At 39.7% G+C, this 19,689-nt stretch carries 16 protein-coding genes; 10 read left to right on the top strand and 6 right to left on the bottom strand.

Annotated elements, in window-relative coordinates; all coding sequences use genetic code 11:
• Window positions 1-127: 127 nt before the first annotated feature.
• The 4 genes from H0S58_RS11480 to H0S58_RS11495 all read right to left on the bottom strand — a co-directional run bounded on the left by H0S58_RS11480 (window position 128) and on the right by H0S58_RS11495 (window position 4,376).
• Window positions 128-943 carry an XAC2610-related protein gene (locus H0S58_RS11480; RefSeq protein ID WP_195726573.1) on the bottom strand — a complete coding sequence of 272 codons (816 nt, stop codon included), beginning with the start codon at window positions 941-943 and terminating at the stop codon, window positions 128-130.
• Between the two features lie 96 nt (window positions 944-1,039).
• Entirely contained in the window at window positions 1,040-2,056 is a 1,017-nt protein-coding gene (gene ilvC, locus H0S58_RS11485; RefSeq protein WP_053578795.1) for a ketol-acid reductoisomerase, read from the bottom strand.
• A gap of 104 nt (window positions 2,057-2,160) precedes the next feature.
• The gene (ilvN, locus tag H0S58_RS11490) at window positions 2,161-2,652 is read right to left on the bottom strand and encodes an acetolactate synthase small subunit (RefSeq protein ID WP_053578796.1); all 492 of its coding nucleotides are present in this window, start codon (window positions 2,650-2,652) and stop codon (window positions 2,161-2,163) included.
• Window positions 2,649-4,376 (bottom strand): acetolactate synthase 3 large subunit, encoded by a 1,728-nt coding sequence (locus H0S58_RS11495; protein WP_195726574.1) that lies wholly within the window; start codon window positions 4,374-4,376, stop codon window positions 2,649-2,651. Before H0S58_RS11495 ends, ilvN begins: the two co-directional genes overlap by 4 nt.
• Before the next feature lie 766 nt (window positions 4,377-5,142).
• On the opposite strand from H0S58_RS11495, the gene H0S58_RS11500 reads away from it, so the two are divergent.
• From H0S58_RS11500 to H0S58_RS11530, 7 genes are all read left to right on the top strand, one after another.
• Complete coding sequence (locus H0S58_RS11500; RefSeq protein WP_195726575.1) at window positions 5,143-5,526, top strand: DUF4124 domain-containing protein; 384 nt, start codon at window positions 5,143-5,145, stop codon at window positions 5,524-5,526.
• 156 nt (window positions 5,527-5,682) lie between these two features.
• Window positions 5,683-8,322, top strand: coding sequence for a leucine--tRNA ligase (gene leuS / locus H0S58_RS11505; protein ID WP_195726576.1), 2,640 nt, complete (start codon window positions 5,683-5,685; stop codon window positions 8,320-8,322).
• A 266-nt stretch (window positions 8,323-8,588) separates the two neighbouring features.
• Entirely contained in the window at window positions 8,589-9,128 is a 540-nt protein-coding gene (lptE, locus tag H0S58_RS11510; protein WP_195726577.1) for an LPS assembly lipoprotein LptE, read from the top strand.
• Between the two features lie 9 nt (window positions 9,129-9,137).
• Window positions 9,138-10,127 (top strand): DNA polymerase III subunit delta, encoded by a 990-nt coding sequence (gene holA, locus H0S58_RS11515; RefSeq protein ID WP_193889943.1) that lies wholly within the window; start codon window positions 9,138-9,140, stop codon window positions 10,125-10,127.
• Between the two features lie 191 nt (window positions 10,128-10,318).
• Window positions 10,319-11,665 carry a MacA family efflux pump subunit gene (locus H0S58_RS11520; RefSeq protein ID WP_195727616.1) on the top strand — a complete coding sequence of 449 codons (1,347 nt, stop codon included), beginning with the start codon at window positions 10,319-10,321 and terminating at the stop codon, window positions 11,663-11,665.
• Window positions 11,666-11,667: 2 nt separating this feature from the next.
• Window positions 11,668-13,647, top strand: a complete 1,980-nt coding sequence (locus tag H0S58_RS11525; protein WP_195726578.1) for a MacB family efflux pump subunit — start codon at window positions 11,668-11,670, stop codon at window positions 13,645-13,647.
• A gap of 12 nt (window positions 13,648-13,659) precedes the next feature.
• Window positions 13,660-15,084, top strand: coding sequence for an efflux transporter outer membrane subunit (locus H0S58_RS11530; protein WP_195726579.1), 1,425 nt, complete (start codon window positions 13,660-13,662; stop codon window positions 15,082-15,084).
• Between the two features lie 102 nt (window positions 15,085-15,186).
• Here the strand turns inward: H0S58_RS11530 and H0S58_RS11535 are convergent, their stop codons facing one another.
• Both H0S58_RS11535 and H0S58_RS11540 read right to left on the bottom strand, forming a co-directional pair.
• Entirely contained in the window at window positions 15,187-15,720 is a 534-nt protein-coding gene (locus H0S58_RS11535) for a hypothetical protein (RefSeq protein WP_053578803.1), read from the bottom strand.
• A 245-nt stretch (window positions 15,721-15,965) separates the two neighbouring features.
• Window positions 15,966-16,712 carry an IS5 family transposase gene (locus H0S58_RS11540; RefSeq protein ID WP_155857467.1) on the bottom strand — a complete coding sequence of 249 codons (747 nt, stop codon included), beginning with the start codon at window positions 16,710-16,712 and terminating at the stop codon, window positions 15,966-15,968.
• Window positions 16,713-17,044: 332 nt separating this feature from the next.
• On the opposite strand from H0S58_RS11540, the gene thyA reads away from it, so the two are divergent.
• The 3 genes from thyA (at window position 17,045) to H0S58_RS11555 (ending at window position 19,618) form a co-directional block, all read left to right on the top strand.
• Window positions 17,045-17,887 carry a thymidylate synthase gene (thyA, locus tag H0S58_RS11545; protein WP_195726580.1) on the top strand — a complete coding sequence of 281 codons (843 nt, stop codon included), beginning with the start codon at window positions 17,045-17,047 and terminating at the stop codon, window positions 17,885-17,887.
• 116 nt (window positions 17,888-18,003) lie between these two features.
• On the top strand, window positions 18,004-18,516 hold the full coding sequence (locus tag H0S58_RS11550; RefSeq protein WP_195726581.1) for a dihydrofolate reductase: 513 nt from the start codon (window positions 18,004-18,006) through the stop codon (window positions 18,514-18,516).
• Window positions 18,517-18,544: 28 nt separating this feature from the next.
• Window positions 18,545-19,618 carry a DUF4105 domain-containing protein gene (locus H0S58_RS11555; RefSeq protein WP_195726582.1) on the top strand — a complete coding sequence of 358 codons (1,074 nt, stop codon included), beginning with the start codon at window positions 18,545-18,547 and terminating at the stop codon, window positions 19,616-19,618.
• The last annotated feature ends 71 nt before the right edge of the window (window positions 19,619-19,689 follow it).

Below are 19,689 nucleotides of genomic sequence, written 5' to 3' on the forward strand. Positions count from 1 at the left end.
TTTTTCAATAAATTTATCATTTTTTGTTATTTTGTTGAAATTAATCAAATTATTCTGATTTTAGAAAAAAATCCTTTTAAAATCAATAGAAAGTAAAATTTTTTATCTAAATTAAATTCAACTTTGATTACTCAAGGCGATTTAACAAACCATCTGTTACCTGATAGATTTGCCCATTTCCAAAATCAATTTGTTGTTTTTCGCCATGCAAGCTTGGAAAGCCAACAATATTTTCAAGTTGAGGTGAACGTTGGAATTGACCTGTTTTAGGGTTATACATCCAATAAATAAACCGTTTATCTTCCACTTTATATGTATTTGAAATATCAGATAAAACTACATCATAGTAGCCATCAAAATTGATATCCATATAGCCGATACTTTTAGGATAAGCATCAAAATTGGTCAGGCTTTGCACTACTTTATGATCTAATTTGTTAATCACATCAACTTGCTTTAAGCGATCAGTTCCAGCTAAATTAATATTTTTTAAACCATAAAATTTAAAGACAAAGCGTGGTTTTTCAGCAGCTTTAAATGCGGGTTCAAATTGGATTGGTGTTTTCAATGAACTGTGCAAAGCACTGAATGTAGACGCCATGTTTCCAGTATTGGCATCTAAATGCCCACTAAGCTGATATTGCTCAGATGAAGCGGAATCACCATTCACCTTGACAGATTTTAAATGAAGTTGATCTGCTTTTTGCGAACCTTTAAAAGCCACCACATTCTGATCTCTCAAATCATAAAGCGTGCCATGTGGATTCCAAATGCCTGCGTATAAATCAAGGAAATAACGACCTTCAACAGAACGTAACATGCGCTGCATAGAAACACGTACATCACTAAGCGGCTCAAATTTTGCACTATTTGTAGACTCTTGAGACCAAGCTACAGAAGAAAAAGAAAATACACTTATACTTATTAATAATTTTATATTCATTGTTCAATACATCCAATTATGCGGAATATAAAATAATGTATCATAAAAAAAGCCACTCATTTGAGCGGCTTTTTTATCGTTTAACAAAGTAAAAACTTAGTTTTTCTCTTTATCTACGATTTTGTTTGCTTGAATCCAAGGCATCATAGAACGAAGTTTATTACCCGTTACTTCGATCCCATGTTCAGCATTTTGACGGCGACGCGCAGTCATAGATGGATAATTCAATGCACCTTCTTGAATGAACATTTTTGCATATTCACCAGATTGGATGCGCTTAAGTGCATTACGCATTGCTTCACGAGACTGTTCGTTAATGACTTCAGTACCCGTTACATACTCACCATATTCAGCATTGTTTGATACTGAATAGTTCATGTCCGCAATACCGCCTTCGAACATTAAATCAACAATTAATTTAAGTTCGTGTAAGCATTCGAAGTATGCCATCTCTGGTGAATAACCTGCTTCAACCAAAGTTTCATAACCCATTTTAACCAATTCAACTGCACCACCACAAAGTACTGCTTGCTCACCAAAAAGGTCAGTTTCAGTTTCTTCACGGAATGAAGTTTCGATAATACCAGTACGACCACCACCTACGCCTGAAGCGTAAGAAAGCGCGACATTACGCGCATTACCAGACGCATCTTGGTGAATGGCGATTAAGTCAGGAACACCAGAACCACGTTGGAATTCTGAACGTACTGTATGTCCTGGTGCTTTAGGTGCAACCATAATCACATCTAAGTCAGCACGTGGCACAACTTGGTTATAAAGAACCGAGAAACCGTGTGCAAATGCTAAAGTCGCACCTTGCTTGATGTTTGGTTCAATCACATCACGATAAAGTTGTGATTGAAACTCATCTGGCGTCAAAATCATCACAACGTCAGCTTGAGCAACTGCAGCAGGAACTTCAGCAACTTTAAGACCTGAATTTTCAGCTTTCTTCCAAGAAGTAGAGTTGGCACGTAAACCTACAGTTACGTCAACACCTGAGTCTTTAAGGTTAAGCGCATGTGCATGACCTTGTGAACCGTAACCAATAATGGCTACTTTTTTAGCTTGGATGATAGATAAGTCACAGTCTTTATCATAAAAAATTTGCATTGCTGTCTCCGCTTAAATGCTTTTGTGTTCTTTCAAACTTAATCGGCTAAGATTAAGCTCCCCCTTTCCTTGATTTAAGAAGGGGATGAATTGGGAATATAAAATTAAACTGTTAAAACTTTTTCGCCACGTGCAATGCCTGATACACCTGAACGCACCACTTCAAGAATGGTATTTTCAGCCAGAGCATCAATAAAACCATCCAGTTTTTCGGTGGTTCCTGCAATTTGAATCGTATAGGTTGTTGGTGAAACATCTACGATCTGAGCACGGAAAATATCTGCTGTGCGCTTAATTTCAGCACGCGATGAACCCAATGATTTGACTTTAATCAACATCAACTCACGTTCAATGTGCGCACCTTCAGACAAATCCACCACTTTAACCACTTCAACCAATTTATTCAGTTGTTTGGTAATTTGCTCAATTTTATGATCATCACCATACGTGGTTAGCGTAAGACGTGACATGGTCGAATCTTCGGTAGGCGCAACATTTAAAGTTTCAATGTTATAACCACGCTGAGAAAATAAACCCACCAAACGAGAAAGCGCACCTGCCTCATTTTCTACAAGTACAGAGATAATATGTCTCATGCTGTACGCTCCCCTTTTCCTAACCACATATCCTGCATAGACTGACCTGCAATCAACATTGGATAAACGTGTTCTGTACGGTCAACCATCACATTAATGAACACGCATTTATCATTAATCGCCATCGCTTCTTCAAGCTTAGATTCCAAATCATCTGCATGATCAATTTGGATACCTACGTGACCATACGCTTCCATGAGTTTAGCAAAATCAGGCAATGAATCGACATATGAACTTGCATGACGACCTTCATAGTTCATATCTTGCCACTGCTTAACCATGCCCAAAGCTTGGTTATTGAGGCAAAGAATTTTGACATTTAAGCCATATTGCTTACAGGTCGATAATTCTTGGATACACATCTGAATAGATGCTTCACCTGTAATACATACGACTTGTTGATCAGGAAATGCTAACTTTGCAGCCATTGCGTACGGCAAGCCAACACCCATAGTGCCTAGACCACCCGAGTTAATCCATTGGCGTGGACGCTTATAGGTATAGTAATTAGCACCAAACATTTGATGCTGTCCTACGTCAGAGGTAATAATCGCTTCACCATTGGTCACACGGTCAAGTGCTTGAACCACTTGTTGTGGTTTCATTACACCATTAACGCCTGCTTCATAACGTAATCCATGAACCTTGCGCCATTCATTGATCTGTGACCACCATGCCGCAATCGCTCCCGGATTTGGTTTTGAAACATTCATTTGTTTCAACTGTACTAACATTTCTTGCAGTACAGGTTCAACTGCACCCACGATTGGAATGTGGGCCATAATCGTTTTTGAAATCGTCGCTGGGTCGATATCAATATGAATCACTTTGGCATTTGGACAAAATTTTGCAGGGTTGTTGGTGACACGGTCATCGAATCGAGCCCCAATACACAAAATCACATCTGCATTGTGCATGGTCATATTGGCTTCATACGTACCATGCATGCCCAACATACCAATAAATTGCTCATCATCTCCAGGGAAAGCACCTAAACCCATTAAAGTATTGGTGACTGGATAATTTAACAGATGTGCAAGTTCAGTCAGTAGTTCAGAAGCATTACCTTGAACCACACCACCACCTGAATAGATGATAGGACGTTCAGCACTAATTAATTCTTCAATCGCTTTACGAATTTGACCCGAATGACCACGGTGCGGTGGCTGATATGAACGCATCTTTACTTTTTCAGGATATTCGTAAGCAAACTTGTCCACAGGATTCGTCACATCTTTTGGAATATCGACAACCACAGGACCTGGACGGCCTGAAGCTGCAATATAGAAGGCTTTTTTAATAATCCCAGGAATTTCACTCGCATGACGTACTTGAAAACTATGTTTTACAATCGGACGAGAAACACCGACCATATCAGTTTCTTGGAATGCATCTTCGCCAATTAGATGTGAAGCAACCTGACCAGACAAAATCACCATTGGGATTGAGTCCATATAGGCTGTTGCAATAGGCGTTACTGTATTGGTGGCACCAGGGCCAGATGTGACGAGAACAACGCCCGTCTTACCTGTAACACGTGAATATGCATCTGCCATATGACCAGCAGCTTGCTCATGACGTACAAGGTAATGATTGATTTTTTCTTGTTGAAAGAGCGCATCATAAATATGAAGTACTGCGCCGCCTGGATACCCAAAAACATGTTCAACGCCTTCGTCCGCTAATGCGCGAACAAGCATTTCACCACCAGATAAAAGTTCCAACGTGATTCACCCTAATATTTTTTCACTGTGTTATGGGAGACATAAACAGTGATTCATTCATTTAATTGTGCGCTCTGTTATAGCACACATATTTCATAGTTTTCGCAGCAATAGGAAAAAAATCTGGTCTGTTTGCTGTTTGAGCAAAATGAGACCTCAAACGTATTGGGATAAATACATTTGGTTGTTTACTCTGTTCACTTTCTCGGCTAGAGAGAGTGCCCATTGCATGACATGATATTTATTCGAAGGGTGATCAAATAAATACATATAAAACTACAGTGAGTATTTTTGTGGTTTCGACTGTTAAAGTCAAGTTGAAAGATTGGCTTTTTTTTGTTTATTTACAAGCTTGTGGTTTTTTAGATTAAATCCTTTTCTTTTAAAATATTCATGACGTTATATTTTGCTAGAAAAACCAAGCACTTCGCTAAGTCTAAGAAATTATTAATAAAAAAATATTATATGTTGAATAAGTTATTCTCATCAATTTTTAGAATTGATTGAATAGTTTTAAATAGACATGGTTACAATTGATCAAGCATTAAACAACATCATTATATAAGACGGTTTAAGTTTTTAATTCTATGATCATTAAGGATTGAGGCAAGAACACTATCGTTTGGATAAAAAACCTGTTGCTTGTGACTGCTTTTTATTCGCTTATTCTTTCTGCTCTTTAATCAAAAACAGATAAAATAACCCAACTTTATTCTGTCGATTTAAATACTATACGAGTAATGATTAAAATAAGGAACTACTCATCATGCCATCTTCTTTTCCTGTCATTAAAATCACGTTTATCCCACTCTGCTTAATATTGAGTTTGGGTTCTACCTCAAGTTTTGCCAAAGAATATTATAAGTGGGTTGATGCCAAAGGCTCTACCCACTACACCACCACACTTCCCCCAAAATCAGCTCAGAAAAAAGGCAAAGTGGAAACGTACGGCTGGAATTCGGCTTCAACACTGACGTCGCCCAATCGTTCAGAAAATTCAACTGCACATGAGGCTGCAAAAGAAGCGGAAAAAGCAGCTCAAGAAAGTAGACCTGTGGTCGAAATCCCGCAAATTCCAGAAAGTGCAATTCCTCCAGCACCCTCCATGCGTGAAGCGGATCGCATTCAAAATCCAACGAGTAATTATTGATTGAGCGGACAATCTATTTTCAAGCGTACTTCTGCTTTTGAGCTTTAAATAACTTTTATATTTTATGCGTTATGTCTCGCGCAAAATTCACTTTTAGGTGCATTTTGCGCTATGCTGTGCAACAAACTTTTTAACCCTTGTTCTTTATATACGTATATGACTATTTCTCACATTGACCCTGAATATCAAGCCAGTGCGATAGAACCTACAGTCCAACAGGATTGGGAATCTCGCAAAGCCTTTAAAGTTGCCGATACTGTTGAAGGAAAGCATCGATACATCCTCTCGATGTTCCCTTATCCGAGTGGCAAACTGCATATGGGTCATGTGCGTAATTATACGATTGGCGATGTGATCAGCCGTTTTTATCGTTTAAAAGGTGAAACTGTGCTGCAACCTATGGGTTGGGATGCTTTTGGTTTACCCGCTGAAAATGCTGCAATTGCACATCAAGTTGCACCAGCAAAGTGGACCTTTGAAAATATCGCGTATATGCGTGATCAGCTCAAAAAACTAGGATTATCTGTAGATTGGGATCGTGAATTTGCGACCTGCACACCTGAGTATTACCACTGGGAACAATGGCTATTTGTTCAGTTATATAAGAAAGGGCTTATTTACCGTAAACTTTCCACCGTAAACTGGGATCCAGTCGATCAGACTGTTCTTGCCAATGAACAAGTTGAAAATGGTCGGGGTTGGCGTTCGGGTGCATTGGTTGAAAAACGTGATATTCCCATGTATTACTTCCGCATTACCGATTATGCACAAGAATTATTAGACGATTTAGATTCGCTTAAAGATGGTTGGCCGCAACAAGTTTTAACCATGCAACGCAACTGGATTGGTCGTTCACAAGGGATGGATGTCACTTTCCCTTCTGCAAATACTGAAATTTATGCAGAAGGCTTAAGCGTTTATACCACACGTCCAGATACCTTAATGGGTGTGAGTTATGTGGCTGTTGCTGCTGAGCATCCCATTGCACTTAAAGCGGCTGCCCTTCAATCAGAAGCCGGTCATCCTGAACTTGCTGCATTCATTGAAGAATGTCGTATGGGTTCAGTGGCCGAAGCTGACCTCGCTGTTGCCGAGAAAAAAGGCATGGCTACAGGTTTGTTCGTAAAACATCCTGTATCGGGTGAAGAAGTTCCGGTTTGGATTGCCAATTATGTCTTAATGTCCTACGGTTCTGGTGCGGTAATGGGCGTACCTGCGCACGATGAACGTGACTTCGAATTTGCCAATAAATTCGGTCTTCAAATCACTCAAGTGATTGACAATGCCAAAGCAGATGATGGCGAATATGATTCAACCACATGGCAAGATTGGTATGGCGCGAAAGAAGGTAAACTAATCCATTCAGGTGACTTGAATGGCTTAACCATTCAAGAAGCATATGATGCATTATTAGCTAAACTTGAGCCGCAACAACTGGCAAACCCGAAAGTTCAGTTCCGCTTACGTGACTGGGGTGTATCCCGTCAACGTTATTGGGGTTGTCCAATTCCAATGATCAACTGTAATACCTGTGGTCAAGTCCCTGTGCCTGAAGAACAACTTCCGGTGATTCTTCCAACAGACGTAGTTCCAGATGGTTCAGGCAACCCTTTAAATAAAATGCCTGAATTCTATGAAACTCAATGTCCAAGCTGTGGTGGCGATGCACGTCGTGAAACGGACACCTTAGATACTTTCGTCGAATCGTCTTGGTATTATGCGCGTTACGCATCTCCAGACTTTACAGGCGGCATGGTTAAACCAGAAGCTGCACAATCTTGGTTACCTGTGAATCAATACATTGGTGGTGTAGAACACGCCATCCTTCATTTACTCTATGCACGTTTCTTCCATAAACTTATGCGTGATGAAGGTGTGGTTCAAGGCAATGAGCCTTTCGCTAACCTCTTAACACAAGGGATGGTTTTAGCAGACACATTCTATCGCGAAGCTGAATCTGGTAAAAAAACGTGGTTTAACCCAGCGGATATTGAATTAGAAAAGGACGAAAAAGGTCGTATTCTTTCTGCCAAATATACTGGAGACGGTCAAGAGGTTGTGGTTGGCGGTCAAGAAAAAATGTCGAAGTCTAAAAATAACGGCATCGACCCGCAATCCATTATCGACCAGTACGGTGCAGACACCGCACGTGTGTTTATGATGTTTGCTGCTCCACCTGACCAATCCCTTGAATGGTCTGATGCCGGCGTTGAAGGTTCAAACCGCTTCTTAAAACGTGTATGGCGTTTAGCAACAGGCTTCTTAGAAAAAGACTATTCAGTAACGCCTCTTGATCTTGCTCAACTGTCTACAGAAGCACAAGACTTGCGTCGTAAGACCCATGAAACCATTCAAAAAGTGGGCGATGACATCGAGCGTCGTCATGCGTTTAATACCGCGATTGCTGCGATGATGGAATTGCTCAATGCAAACAATAAGTTTGAAGTAAAAAATGATCAAGACAGTGCTGTTGCACGTGAATCTATTACCACACTTTTAACATTACTCGCACCTTTTGCGCCACATTTAAGCCAAGTTTTATTGGCTGAATTTGGAATTGAGTTAACCTCTGCTCTTTTCCCAAGCGTTGATGAGTCTGCCTTAACTCGAAACACGCAAACCATTGTGGTTCAAGTGAATGGTAAACTGCGTGGTAAACTTGAAGTTGCTGTTGATCTTTCTAAAGATGAAATATTAGCTTTGGCAAAAGCTTTGCCTGAAGTACAACAATTCTTAACTGGTGCAACCAAAAAAGAAATTGTAGTACCGAATAAACTGGTCAACTTAGTGGTTTGATCACTATAAAATCGCTTCTGGTTTTAATGTGAAGACTTTATTTCACAAGGATGCGAGTTGGACTCTTATCTGATGGAATAGATTTCTGAGCGGTTAATACCAGCAAGAATTTTAAGCAATACAACAAAAACCAAACAAAGCCCGTTGTCAATCAACGGGCTTTGACTCTAAAATCAAGCAGATTTTAAAAATGATGATTCACATGGATCATTCACTCTGATGATTCAATCTATATTTAAGATGAAGAATTTCACAAAGGAAAAAGCATGCATTTAGTTCAACGTGTGGCAGCGATTGTATTAACCTTGGGTTTAAGTGCCAGCTTGGTCGGCTGTGGTTTTCACTTAAAAGGAACAAATCTGACGACTGCTCCTGTCGCATATTCTAAAATGCGTTTAGTGCTCCCCAACAATACCGAAGAACTACAAGAAAAATTGGCGGTCTACTTAGGTGCAACGGGTATTCAACTGAGTGAAAATCCAGATGCTTATGTACTGCGTGTACTCGATTACACCCCACAACGTCATGAACTCAACGGTAAATTGGTTGAAACCTTACTCCGTCTGACCGTAACATTTCGTATAGAAGATGCACAAGGTCAACCTGTGACAGAGCCACGCACTATTACTGCTTCTCGCAGTTATCAATACAATGTGGAAACGGTTAACACAGATGATCAAGAACAAAAATATTTAAATCAGGTCATTATTGATGATTTGGCTCAGCAAATTGTCCGTCAAATCGCGTCAAATCGCTTACCTAAAGTCGTGACCAAATCTAGCTCATCCACCACTCAGCCTGAATAGACAGCGTTTATGAAACTTGACTACGCTCAAGCCCTCAAACGTGTAGATGAAGCGCGTGGGGCTTGGATTATGTACGGTCAAGAACCGTTACTAGAGCAAAATTTACTGGATGCTTTTCGTAAGACTTGGCACAAGCAAGAAATTGAGCGCCAACGTTACGATATCAGTAATACCAGTGACTGGAAAAATGTATTTAATGCTTTAAATAGTTTATCTCTTTTTTCGAATCAGCTTGCCATTGAAGTGCATGGCCAGATTAAGCCCGATGCCAACGGCATTAAACAACTTAAAAGCTATATTCAGCATAATGAACAAAACCTGTTACTGGTGGTCATGCCCAAACAGGACAGCAGTAGTTTAAAATCGAGCTTTTTCCAAGTCATTGATGCCAATGGCGTTACAGTGCCGTTAACCGCAAACTATCCGCAAGATCGGCAACGTATTTTAAAGATTGAAGCAGAAAAACTGGGCATTAAGTTGGCCAACGATGCATGGCAGTGGCTTGAACAGCATCATGAACATAATTTATTGGCGGCAAAAAATAGTTTAATGCGTGTGAGTGACACGTTTGCAGAAGTTGATCTAATTCAAATCGAGCATCTACATTCATGTTTACAAGATCAATCACGTTATACCACCTATGATTTAAACGATTCCCTGCTTGCTGGGAATCTTGCTCAAGCCATTAAAATTTTTCAATATTTAATGGCATCAGGTGAGCCAATGAGCCTGATTCTATGGAGCATTAGCAAAGAAATGCGCTTATTGATGCAACTGTTTGAACAACCACAAAATGCTTTACAACTCGGAATCTGGAAAAATAAAGTCAGTCAATATCAACAAGCATTACGACGTTTAAATCCAAACTGTTTTTTAACTTGGCCTGCACTTTTGTTAAGAATCGATGCTTCAATTAAAGGTTTAGGTTTTGAGAATGCCGAGCATTTGGTTCTGCAAGCCATTAGCAGTATGTGTGGTCAACGTTTATTTGTTGAATAAAATGGTTCCTCATCAAACTACTTTTTGCTGATTAATTTTGAATCATCCACTTGCCTTCAAAATTAATCCTACTCTCGAATCTTGCTCAACTGATCACCCTAATAATAATTCTCATTTGTTTTAAAAAGTTCACGCTTTATCCTTATTTAGCTTTTATAATTCGTTAAATTTTCTTGATTTACATGCCTATTATGCCAAAAATAAAATCATCCAAGATAGTCATTGCTGTGATCTGTATTCTTGCGCTTGCAGTAACGGCATGGTTTTTTTTAAAACCGAAACAACAACAACCGCAATATATTAGCACTGAAGTCGTTCGTGCAGATATTGAAGACTCAGTACTGGCCACTGGGGTACTTGAAGCCACCAAAATGGTCAGTGTAGGCGCGCAGGTTTCAGGTCAGGTTAAAAAAATGTATGTAGTATTAGGCGACCAAGTTAAACAAGGTCAACTGATTGCTCGAATTGACTCTATTCGTCAAGAAAATGACTTAAAAACCGCCGAAGCCAATATTAAAAATCAACAAGCGCAACTGGCTGTAAAACAGGCAAATCTCGCTAAAGTTCAAGCAGAATATCAACGTCAACAAGCGATGTTCGCGCAAGATGCAACTTCTCGAGCAGAATTAGAATCAGCTTTAGCCGGTTACAAAACAGCACAGGCTGAAATTTTAGCTATGAATGCACAGATTGAGCAATCTCGTCTCACTTTAGCCACCGCCAAAGAAGATTTAGGCTACACCCAAATTGTGGCACCAATGGATGGCACAATTGTCGCGATTGTGACTGAAGAAGGTCAAACTGTGAATGCAAATCAAAGTGCACCGACCATTGTGAAGTTGGCAAAACTGGATACCATGACCATTAAGGCTGAAATTTCAGAAGCAGATGTGATGAAAGTTGAACAAGGTCAGACGGTCTATTTCACTACCTTAGGAAATAGTGATAAAAAACATTATGCAAAATTACGTCAAGTAGAACCCGCACCCAATTCAATTAATACCGAAACCAGTAACTCTTCGACTTCATCGTCAAGTACGGCCGTTTATTATAATGCGCTTTTTGACGTGCCGAATGAAGATGGCAAATTACGTATTGATATGACTGCACAGGTTTATATTGTATTGAATGAGGCCAAAAATGTTCTCACCATTCCTGCCTCAGCCATTCAAAGCTCAAATCGCCCACAAGGCAAACGTAGCGAACGCAGTGGTCAAACAAATTCAGAAAAACAACAAACCTCAAACGACGATACCACCCATCAAAACCAGCGCCCAACACGCTTAGAATTATCGGCTGAAGAAAAAGCTTTAATTGAACAAGGTAAAGCATCTAGAGCCATGGTTCGCGTATTACAGCCAGATGGAACAGCAAAACCTCAACCTGTATTGATTGGTTTAAACAACCGCGCTACAGCTCAAGTCATCAAAGGTTTAAAACTCGGTGACAAAGTGGTCATTGCAGATGGTTCAGATACATCAAATGATTCTGCTAAACGTAGCAACCGTTCAGGCGGCGCTGGCCCGATGAGAATGTAATCATGATTCAAACTCAGCAAGCTTTGCTTAAGGTCACAAATTTGACCCGTGAATTTCCCGCAGGGGAAAACACCATTCAAATTTTAAAGGGCATTAATTTAGAAATTTACTCTGGAGAACTGGTTGCGATTGTAGGTCAATCAGGGTCAGGTAAATCGACTTTGATGAATATTCTGGGATGTTTAGACCAACCTACCGCGGGCAGTTACCAAGTTGAGGGCCGAGAAACACGTAAACTAGAGCCTGATGAACTGGCACAACTGCGCCGTGAATACTTTGGTTTTATTTTCCAGCGTTATCATTTATTGGGGGATTTGAGTGCTGCGGGAAATGTAGAAGTCCCTGCAATTTATGCGGGCGTAGATGCTGCTGCTCGTCAGCAACGCTCAACTCAGTTATTGACAGATTTAGGCTTGGCTGAAAAAACTCAAAATCGCCCCAGTCAACTTTCTGGCGGTCAGCAACAACGTGTTTCGATTGCCCGCGCCTTGATGAATGGTGGTGATGTCATTTTGGCCGATGAACCTACTGGCGCATTAGACAAAAACAGCGGTATTGAAGTAATGCGTATTTTACGTGAACTGAATGCCAAAGGTCACACCATCATTTTAGTCACGCACGATCATAATGTTGCCAAAAATGCCTCACGCATTATTGAAATCAGTGATGGTAATATTATTTCAGACCGTGCCAATATTCCTGAAACAGACGGCGAAATGCTTGAGAAACAGCAGCTTGATCGTACCCCACAAAAGAAAACACCCTCTTGGCGCTCTGCAGCAGACCGACTGACTGAAGCCTTCCACATGGCTTTACTGGCCATGAATGCCCACCGCATGCGTACTTTTTTGACCATGCTTGGGATTATTATTGGTATTGCCTCAGTTGTTTCGGTTGTTGCGCTTGGCAATGGTTCTCAAAAACAGATTTTAGAAAATATTAGTAGCTTAGGCACCAATACCATTACTGTATATCAGGGGCGTGGTTTTGGTGATAATTCCAGATCCTCACAAAGTAAGACTCTGATTCCAGCCGATGCAGATGCACTTTCCGAGCAACCTTATGTAGATGGTGTCAGCCCTTCAGTTAACAACAGTATTACTGCTCGTTTTAAAGATATCGAAGCATCCACTACAGTGAATGGCGTCAGTGAAGACTTTTTCTATGTTAAAGGAATGACCTTTCAAGCGGGTCAGCCTTTTGACAAAGAAGCTGTCACTGAGCGCGCTCAAGATGTCGTCATTGACGACAACACCAAAAATACTTTTTTCCCCGATGGCACCAATCCTGTCGGGCAGGTCATTTTACTGGGTAGTGTACCCAGTCGCATTATTGGCATCATTGATGCACAAAAATCGATGATGGGGAATTCGGATAGCCTAAATGTTTATCTACCCTACTCGACTGTGATGAGCCGTATGCTGGGACAAGCCAATGTGCGCAGTATTATTGTTCGGGTCAAAGATGAATACCCGAGTGCTGCTGCTGAAAATGCGATTCTCAATTTACTGGTGCAACGTCACGGTGCACAGGATGTATTTACACAGAACTCAGACAGTATTCGTGAAACCATTCAACAAACCACCCAGACCATGACCTTGCTGGTGTCTGCAATTGCCGTTATTTCTCTGATTGTTGGTGGTATTGGCGTAATGAATATCATGCTGGTTTCTGTGACAGAACGAACTCAAGAAATTGGGGTTCGTATGGCCGTCGGTGCACGCCAAAGTGATATTTTGCAACAGTTCCTGATTGAAGCGGTACTGGTGTGTATCTTGGGTGGCATTTTAGGCGTACTTCTATCCTTGGGGATTGGGCAGTTAATCAGCCACTTTGCTGGCGGCACCTTCCAAATGGCTTACTCGACCACCTCTATTGTTGCCGCTTTTATTTGTTCAAGCATGATTGGAATTGTGTTTGGTTTTATTCCCGCCCGTAATGCAGCACAGCTTAACCCTGTCGATGCACTGTCCCGCGAATAAGGATACTCAAAAATGCACATTAATTTTACCAAACTTGCCGCTACCTTGATGTTAAGTGGAACACTAGTCGGTTGTGCGGCAGTGGTGAAAACTCCCTATCAGCAACCCAGTGTCAATATTCCAGTCAGCTTTCAGAACAACAAAGCACTCAATCAACAGGTCCATGCTGATGTATATGCAGATCAATGGTGGACGCTGTTTGGGGACATGCAGCTCAATCAATTGGTCAATCAGGTTCTATCCACCAATACTGATTTGGCTGTTGCGGGTATTAATTTACAACAAGCTCGCTTACAAGCAGGCTTAGCTGCAAATCAGCAAGGCATTCGTATTAGCAATGCTGGAATTTCAACTGGACATCAATTTAACTTAAATGGAGATGGCGACTCATCTCGTGGAATTTCAATTAACTACCCAGGGCTAAGTTACGAAGTCGACTTATTTGGAAAATTAGCCCGTCAAACTGAATCCAGTCAATGGGAAGCCCTTGCGACAGAACAAGATTTGCAAAGTACCGCACAAAGCTTAATTGCGACCACCGCAAATTTGTACTGGCAATTGGGTTATCTCAATGAGCGTTATCAAATTGCTCAGCAAAACTTGGCCAGTACCCAAAAAACTTATGAACTGGTACGCAGTCAATATCGTGCTGGCGCAGTGTCAGGTTTAGATTTAACTGCGGCAGAACAGTCTGTCCAAAGCCAAAGAGCCAGCTTGAGTCAAATTGAGCAATTACGAGTAGAAAGCCGTACTGCTTTGGCTGTTCTCATGCAAATGCCTATACAGCAACTCAGCATTCAAGAACCCAGTCGATTATCCCAAATTGCTTTACCGGTTATTTCAGCAGGGTTACCCGCAGATTTGTTGTCACGTCGTCCAGACTTACAAGCCTCTGAACTGCGCTTACGCAAAGCTTTAGCCAATAAGGATGCCAACAAAGCCAGTTACTATCCCTCTATTAGCTTGACAGGAACATTATCTACAGGCGTTGGAGTTGGCACAAATACCTCATTAACCGACACATTAAAGAATCCAATTGCAACTTTAGGCGCAGGTTTAACGCTCCCATTTCTACAATGGAATGATATGAAGCGTGATTTGAAAGTAAATGAACTTGAATATGAAAAATCGATTGTACAATATCGTCAAACTTTATATCAGGCCTTTGCCGATGTAGAAAATGCCCTTTCTGCACGCAGTGAACTGAATAAACAAGTGGCGTTACAAGAACGAAATGTTCAACTGGCTGAAAAAACTGAGCGTTTAACTGAAGTTCGTTATCGTAATGGTGCCATTGCGCTTAAAAATGTATTAGATGCACAAGAAACCACACGTAACGCACGTCTAGCTTTGGTTCAGACCAAACAAAGCCAATACAATGCTTATGTCACTTTGATGCAAGCTTTAGGCGGAAGTCCGATTAAAACTTTGCCTTAAAATATCGTTTTTATATTTTTAAAAGCCCATAAACAACAAAGCCTCTATCGTAGAGGCTTTGTTGTTTAGACTATTTTAATCTTTAAAACGGAACCAATAAAACTAAAAACCAAGACGATAATATTGATAGGTCAAACCATTTTCTTTATAAACGTCGTAACTTCTTTGCTTAAAATCAGAGACCCATTGCTTGCCAGAAAACCCTGCAATATGACCATAGGTATGTTTACTGGTTCGGTTAATAATATAGATATCACCTTCTTTAGGTTCATCAAATTTAGGACTGATTTGTCGATAACCAATTTTCATTAAAGTATTCCCCCAATCTGCCGCAGCAACAGGATGACTTTTAAATTGAGCTCCCGCAGACTCCAAGGCAATACGAATACTCTTGGCACATTTTTGGGTACTGGTTTGAGTGGTAATACTTTTTAATTTTTGAATAAATTTATCAATATCAATGCGCTGATTATTGGCAGAACTATAATTCTTATACTTTGATGGTTCGGGTTTATTCATCGTTTCAAAATCTGAATCAGCGCTATAGTTTTGCCCTGCTTTCTTTGAACGAATCATGATTTCTGTGGCTGCAGGTGCATAAACATCATGCAGAGCTACATGTTGATCATAAATCATTTAAACCTCTAAACTTGCTTTGAACATCAGAATCATCTTTGGCAATACATCTCTGTGCTGATTTATGCGCTCAGGATGTTAACCTCAGAGCATTTTTTTTTCATAAAAAAAATGTAAGATATTTTTGCTTTGTTAATACGGATCACTTAAGCCACTCTTTTTGTTTTATTTTTAAAATTGCAAAAAATGAAAAATAAAATTGATTCCATTTAGGGTGTGTTGACATTTCCTGCTCATAATTCACTCTATAACGGTAACCATATAAATATACAAGCTAAAGCAACTGCACTTTGATAATTACGCTTTAGCTTGTCATATCGTGTCGCAATCCCCCTAAATTGTTTCAATCTACAAAATGAATTCTCAACTAAGTGTCTGATTTTATACATATACCAATCCATGTGATCATTACTAGACTTTGTATTTGATTTTCTAGGAATATTTGGTTTTGTTTTGCTGTCTTGAATTTGCTTTCTAAGACTTTTAGAATCGTAACCTTTATCAGCGCACAGCATTTCTGATTCACTTAAATCTAGTTTTGATACAAGATCTGGGGCAATTTTCATATCATGAGAAGTTCCGTCAGAAATAATAAACTCAATTGGATTACCATTTGAATCAATTGCTAAATGTATTTTAGAACTATTGCCACCGATACTTTTAGAAATATCTTGATTCTTAATTCCTGCTGAATGTTGATGTGCTCTAACATGACTACCATCAATAAAAATCCATTCTTTATCAGCATGCTGACTAAATAACTTAAATATATTCATAAGTTTATTTTTTTTAGACCAGCGATTATATTTCTTGAAAATAGAGTTTGGCTTACCGAATTCCTGAGGTAAATCTCTCCAAGGACAACCTGTACGTATCCTAAATAGAATAGCTTCGATAAAATTCCTCAAATTTAATTTGAGATAAATATTAAAGTGACGGAAAATGGTAGTTAACTTAGACCAGTGTTGATCATTCAGCATTGTACGAGGCATAGCGAGTGTAAAATTGGGTTTGGCGATTTGATTTTACTATCTCGCTATTTTTTTAGGCAACAATTGTCAACAGACCCTAATATTTATCCGATTTTATCTATCTTTATTTGATGACTTAAGAAAATTTTGAATAGATTGATTTGTTATCTTTCTTTCAGATTGATGATTTCTTCAGTATTCCTGCACCCCAATTAGTCCATACGATGCTTAAAAACCCCACCAGTTTAGTATAAACTGACCCGTTCACTTGACTCCATTTTTAGCAGAGCTGTTATTGATTAATCTTAATTAATTGGCAGACGCTTTGGGGAATTTAACTTTTTGGAATTTTTATGAAAGCGTATTTAGACCTTTTACAACACATTCTCGATAACGGTGGCGACAAAGGCGATCGTACTGGAACGGGCACACGCTCTGTGTTCGGTCATCAAATGCGCTTTGATCTTTCTCAAGGTTTTCCGTTATTAACCACAAAAAAAGTGCATTTTCGTTCTATTGTCATTGAACTGTTATGGTTCCTCAAAGGCGACACAAATGTTCAATATCTTAAAGATCACAAAGTGTCCATTTGGGATGAATGGTCTACCGCAGAGCAAACAGCACGTTTTGGTCGCCCTGAAGGTGAACTAGGACCCGTGTATGGACATCAGTGGCGTAATTTTGGTGCGACCCAAAAAGCAGACGGTTTATATGAGAAAAATGGTTTTGACCAGATTGAATGGCTAATCAACGAAATAAAAACTAATCCGAATTCACGTCGTTTAATCGTGTCGGGCTGGAATCCAAATGAAGCCGGAAATGTTGCACTACCACCTTGCCATACCTTATTTCAATTCTTCGTACAGGACAACAAACTGTCTTGTCAGTTATACCAACGTAGCGCAGATGTGTTCTTGGGCGTACCGTTCAATATTGCCAGCTATGCCCTTCTTACGCATATGATTGCACAAGTCTGCGATCTGGGTGTGGGTGACTTTGTCTGGACAGGGGGCGACACACACTTATATGTAAACCATTTTGAACAAGCTAAATTACAATTGAGCCGCGAACCTTTAGCTCTTTGTCAATTGAAGCTAAATCCTGAAATTAAAAATATTTTTGATTTCAAATTTGAAGATATTGAAATTGTGGGTTATGAATCTCATGCAGGGATTAAAGCACCCGTAGCAATCTAATTTTGTTTGATTTAATTGTTTAAAAGATGATTTCAAACGATTGAAAAAAAATCCTTTTCGTTCCTTCTTTCAACTGAAGGAACTTCTAATTCGGAAAAATACATCAAGGTTGAATAATGACATTTCAAAATTTAGAGATTGTACATGTGGTTGCAATGGACAGCCGACGTTGTATTGGTAAGAATAACGATCTACCTTGGCATATTTCCTCAGATCTCAAACATTTTAAAGAAATTACGCAAGGTGGCGTGGTGATTATGGGGCGTAAGACCTTAGAATCTATGGGTCGTGTTTTGCCAAAGCGTGTGAATTGGGTGATTACTCGTGATCGCAATTGGAGCTTTGCAGGAACCAAAGTCGCTTATTCTATTGAAGATGCTTTAACCCAAGCCATTTGTGATGTACAGACATCTGAAAAAACAAGCACCATTTTTATTATTGGCGGCGGCGAGATTTTCAAGCAAACCCTTGCTATTGCAGATCGTTTAGAGCTAACCCATGTTGAACTTGACGTACAAGGCGATGCACACTATCCCGAAATTCCACCAGAATTTAAAAAAGTGGCCGCTGAACAACATATTGACGACAAATCTGGGATTGCTTTTGAGTTCGCAACCTATCGAAAATAAAGAACATAATCACTTATAACAATTATCTATGCATAACATTGGAAAAAAAGAATTTTTTATAGCTTTGGGTGTGGCTGCACTGCATGGCATATTCAGTCTTTTTGTCATTTTATCGTCTATTTGGTTGTGTCTTGCTTTATGGTTTCAAGAGCCTCTAGGCTGGTTAATGACGCGTTTAGTCATTGGTTTTTGGATTATCTTTGCGCTGAGTATTTTGGGTATTTACGTAACACAGCATTTTTTTAGTCGCTATACCGATGTGCTGATCTATCTGTTGGGTTTTCTGTTTGGGTTATTCTGGTATTTTGGTTTAGAAGCCAAACAAGATCGTGACTGGAATCCTGAAGTGGCTCAAGTGCTCACTTTTGAGCAAAAAAACAATCAGGTGACGCTGCACAATGTACGTAATTTTAGTTGGCACGAAGATGGCAGTTATGATGAACGCTGGGAAACCCGTCATTTTGATTTAAACCAGATTACGGGAGTCAATATCATTACCTCTTATTGGATGGGACCGCATATCGCACACACCTTGGTCAGTTTTGATTTTGCCAACAACAAACCATTAACCTTTTCGATTGAAATTCGGAAAGAAAAAAATGAAGAATTTTCAACGTTGGGTGGTTTTTTTAGAAAGTATGAACTCAGCCTTGTCGCAGCGGATGAAAAAGACTTAATTTACACCCGCAGCAACACACGTGGTGAACAGGTCTATATTTTTCCCGTGTATATGTCAAAACAAGAACGCAGCGCTTTATTTGAAGAATACTTACACAAGGCGAATGATTTAAAACAACACCCTAAGTGGTATAACACCCTAACCAGTAACTGCACCACCTTAGTTTTCGATATGGTTCAAGCCATCTCTCAACGTCAATTGCCTACCGATTACCGACTCTTGGCTTCGGGATACTTGCCCAACTATCTTTATGATTTAAATGCTATTTCTCATGATCTAACCATCCAAGAATGGTATAAAAAAGCCCATGTGAACCCGCGTGTTAGCCAATACAATAAGTTATCCAGTGATGAATATTCAAAGCTGATTCGCCAAGGTGTTCCTGTACCGCAGCAATCAAAAAAAATCCCACCTAGAATTTAAAATATTGCTTTTAACTGGTGGAAGATCATTTTTTTTGCTTATATAACACTATATTTAAATGAAAAAGTGAG

Source organism: Acinetobacter sp. TTH0-4, assembly GCF_015602665.1.
Taxonomy (GTDB): domain Bacteria; phylum Pseudomonadota; class Gammaproteobacteria; order Pseudomonadales; family Moraxellaceae; genus Acinetobacter; species Acinetobacter albensis.

Excerpts from the sequence above, each read along its gene's own strand:
- H0S58_RS11480 (WP_195726573.1), bottom strand. The coding sequence starts at position 943 with ATGAATATAAAATTATTAATAAGTATAAGTGTATTTTCTTTTTCTTCT.
- ilvC (WP_053578795.1), bottom strand. The coding sequence starts at position 2,056 with ATGCAAATTTTTTATGATAAAGACTGTGACTTATCTATCATCCAAGCT.
- ilvN (WP_053578796.1), bottom strand. The coding sequence starts at position 2,652 with ATGAGACATATTATCTCTGTACTTGTAGAAAATGAGGCAGGTGCGCTT.
- H0S58_RS11500 (WP_195726575.1), top strand. The coding sequence starts at position 5,143 with ATGCCATCTTCTTTTCCTGTCATTAAAATCACGTTTATCCCACTCTGC.
- leuS (WP_195726576.1), top strand. The coding sequence starts at position 5,683 with ATGACTATTTCTCACATTGACCCTGAATATCAAGCCAGTGCGATAGAA.
- lptE (WP_195726577.1), top strand. The coding sequence starts at position 8,589 with ATGCATTTAGTTCAACGTGTGGCAGCGATTGTATTAACCTTGGGTTTA.
- holA (WP_193889943.1), top strand. The coding sequence starts at position 9,138 with ATGAAACTTGACTACGCTCAAGCCCTCAAACGTGTAGATGAAGCGCGT.
- H0S58_RS11520 (WP_195727616.1), top strand. The coding sequence starts at position 10,319 with ATGCCAAAAATAAAATCATCCAAGATAGTCATTGCTGTGATCTGTATT.
- H0S58_RS11525 (WP_195726578.1), top strand. The coding sequence starts at position 11,668 with ATGATTCAAACTCAGCAAGCTTTGCTTAAGGTCACAAATTTGACCCGT.
- H0S58_RS11530 (WP_195726579.1), top strand. The coding sequence starts at position 13,660 with ATGCACATTAATTTTACCAAACTTGCCGCTACCTTGATGTTAAGTGGA.
- H0S58_RS11535 (WP_053578803.1), bottom strand. The coding sequence starts at position 15,720 with ATGATTTATGATCAACATGTAGCTCTGCATGATGTTTATGCACCTGCA.
- H0S58_RS11540 (WP_155857467.1), bottom strand. The coding sequence starts at position 16,712 with ATGCCTCGTACAATGCTGAATGATCAACACTGGTCTAAGTTAACTACC.
- thyA (WP_195726580.1), top strand. The coding sequence starts at position 17,045 with ATGAAAGCGTATTTAGACCTTTTACAACACATTCTCGATAACGGTGGC.
- H0S58_RS11550 (WP_195726581.1), top strand. The coding sequence starts at position 18,004 with ATGACATTTCAAAATTTAGAGATTGTACATGTGGTTGCAATGGACAGC.
- H0S58_RS11555 (WP_195726582.1), top strand. The coding sequence starts at position 18,545 with ATGCATAACATTGGAAAAAAAGAATTTTTTATAGCTTTGGGTGTGGCT.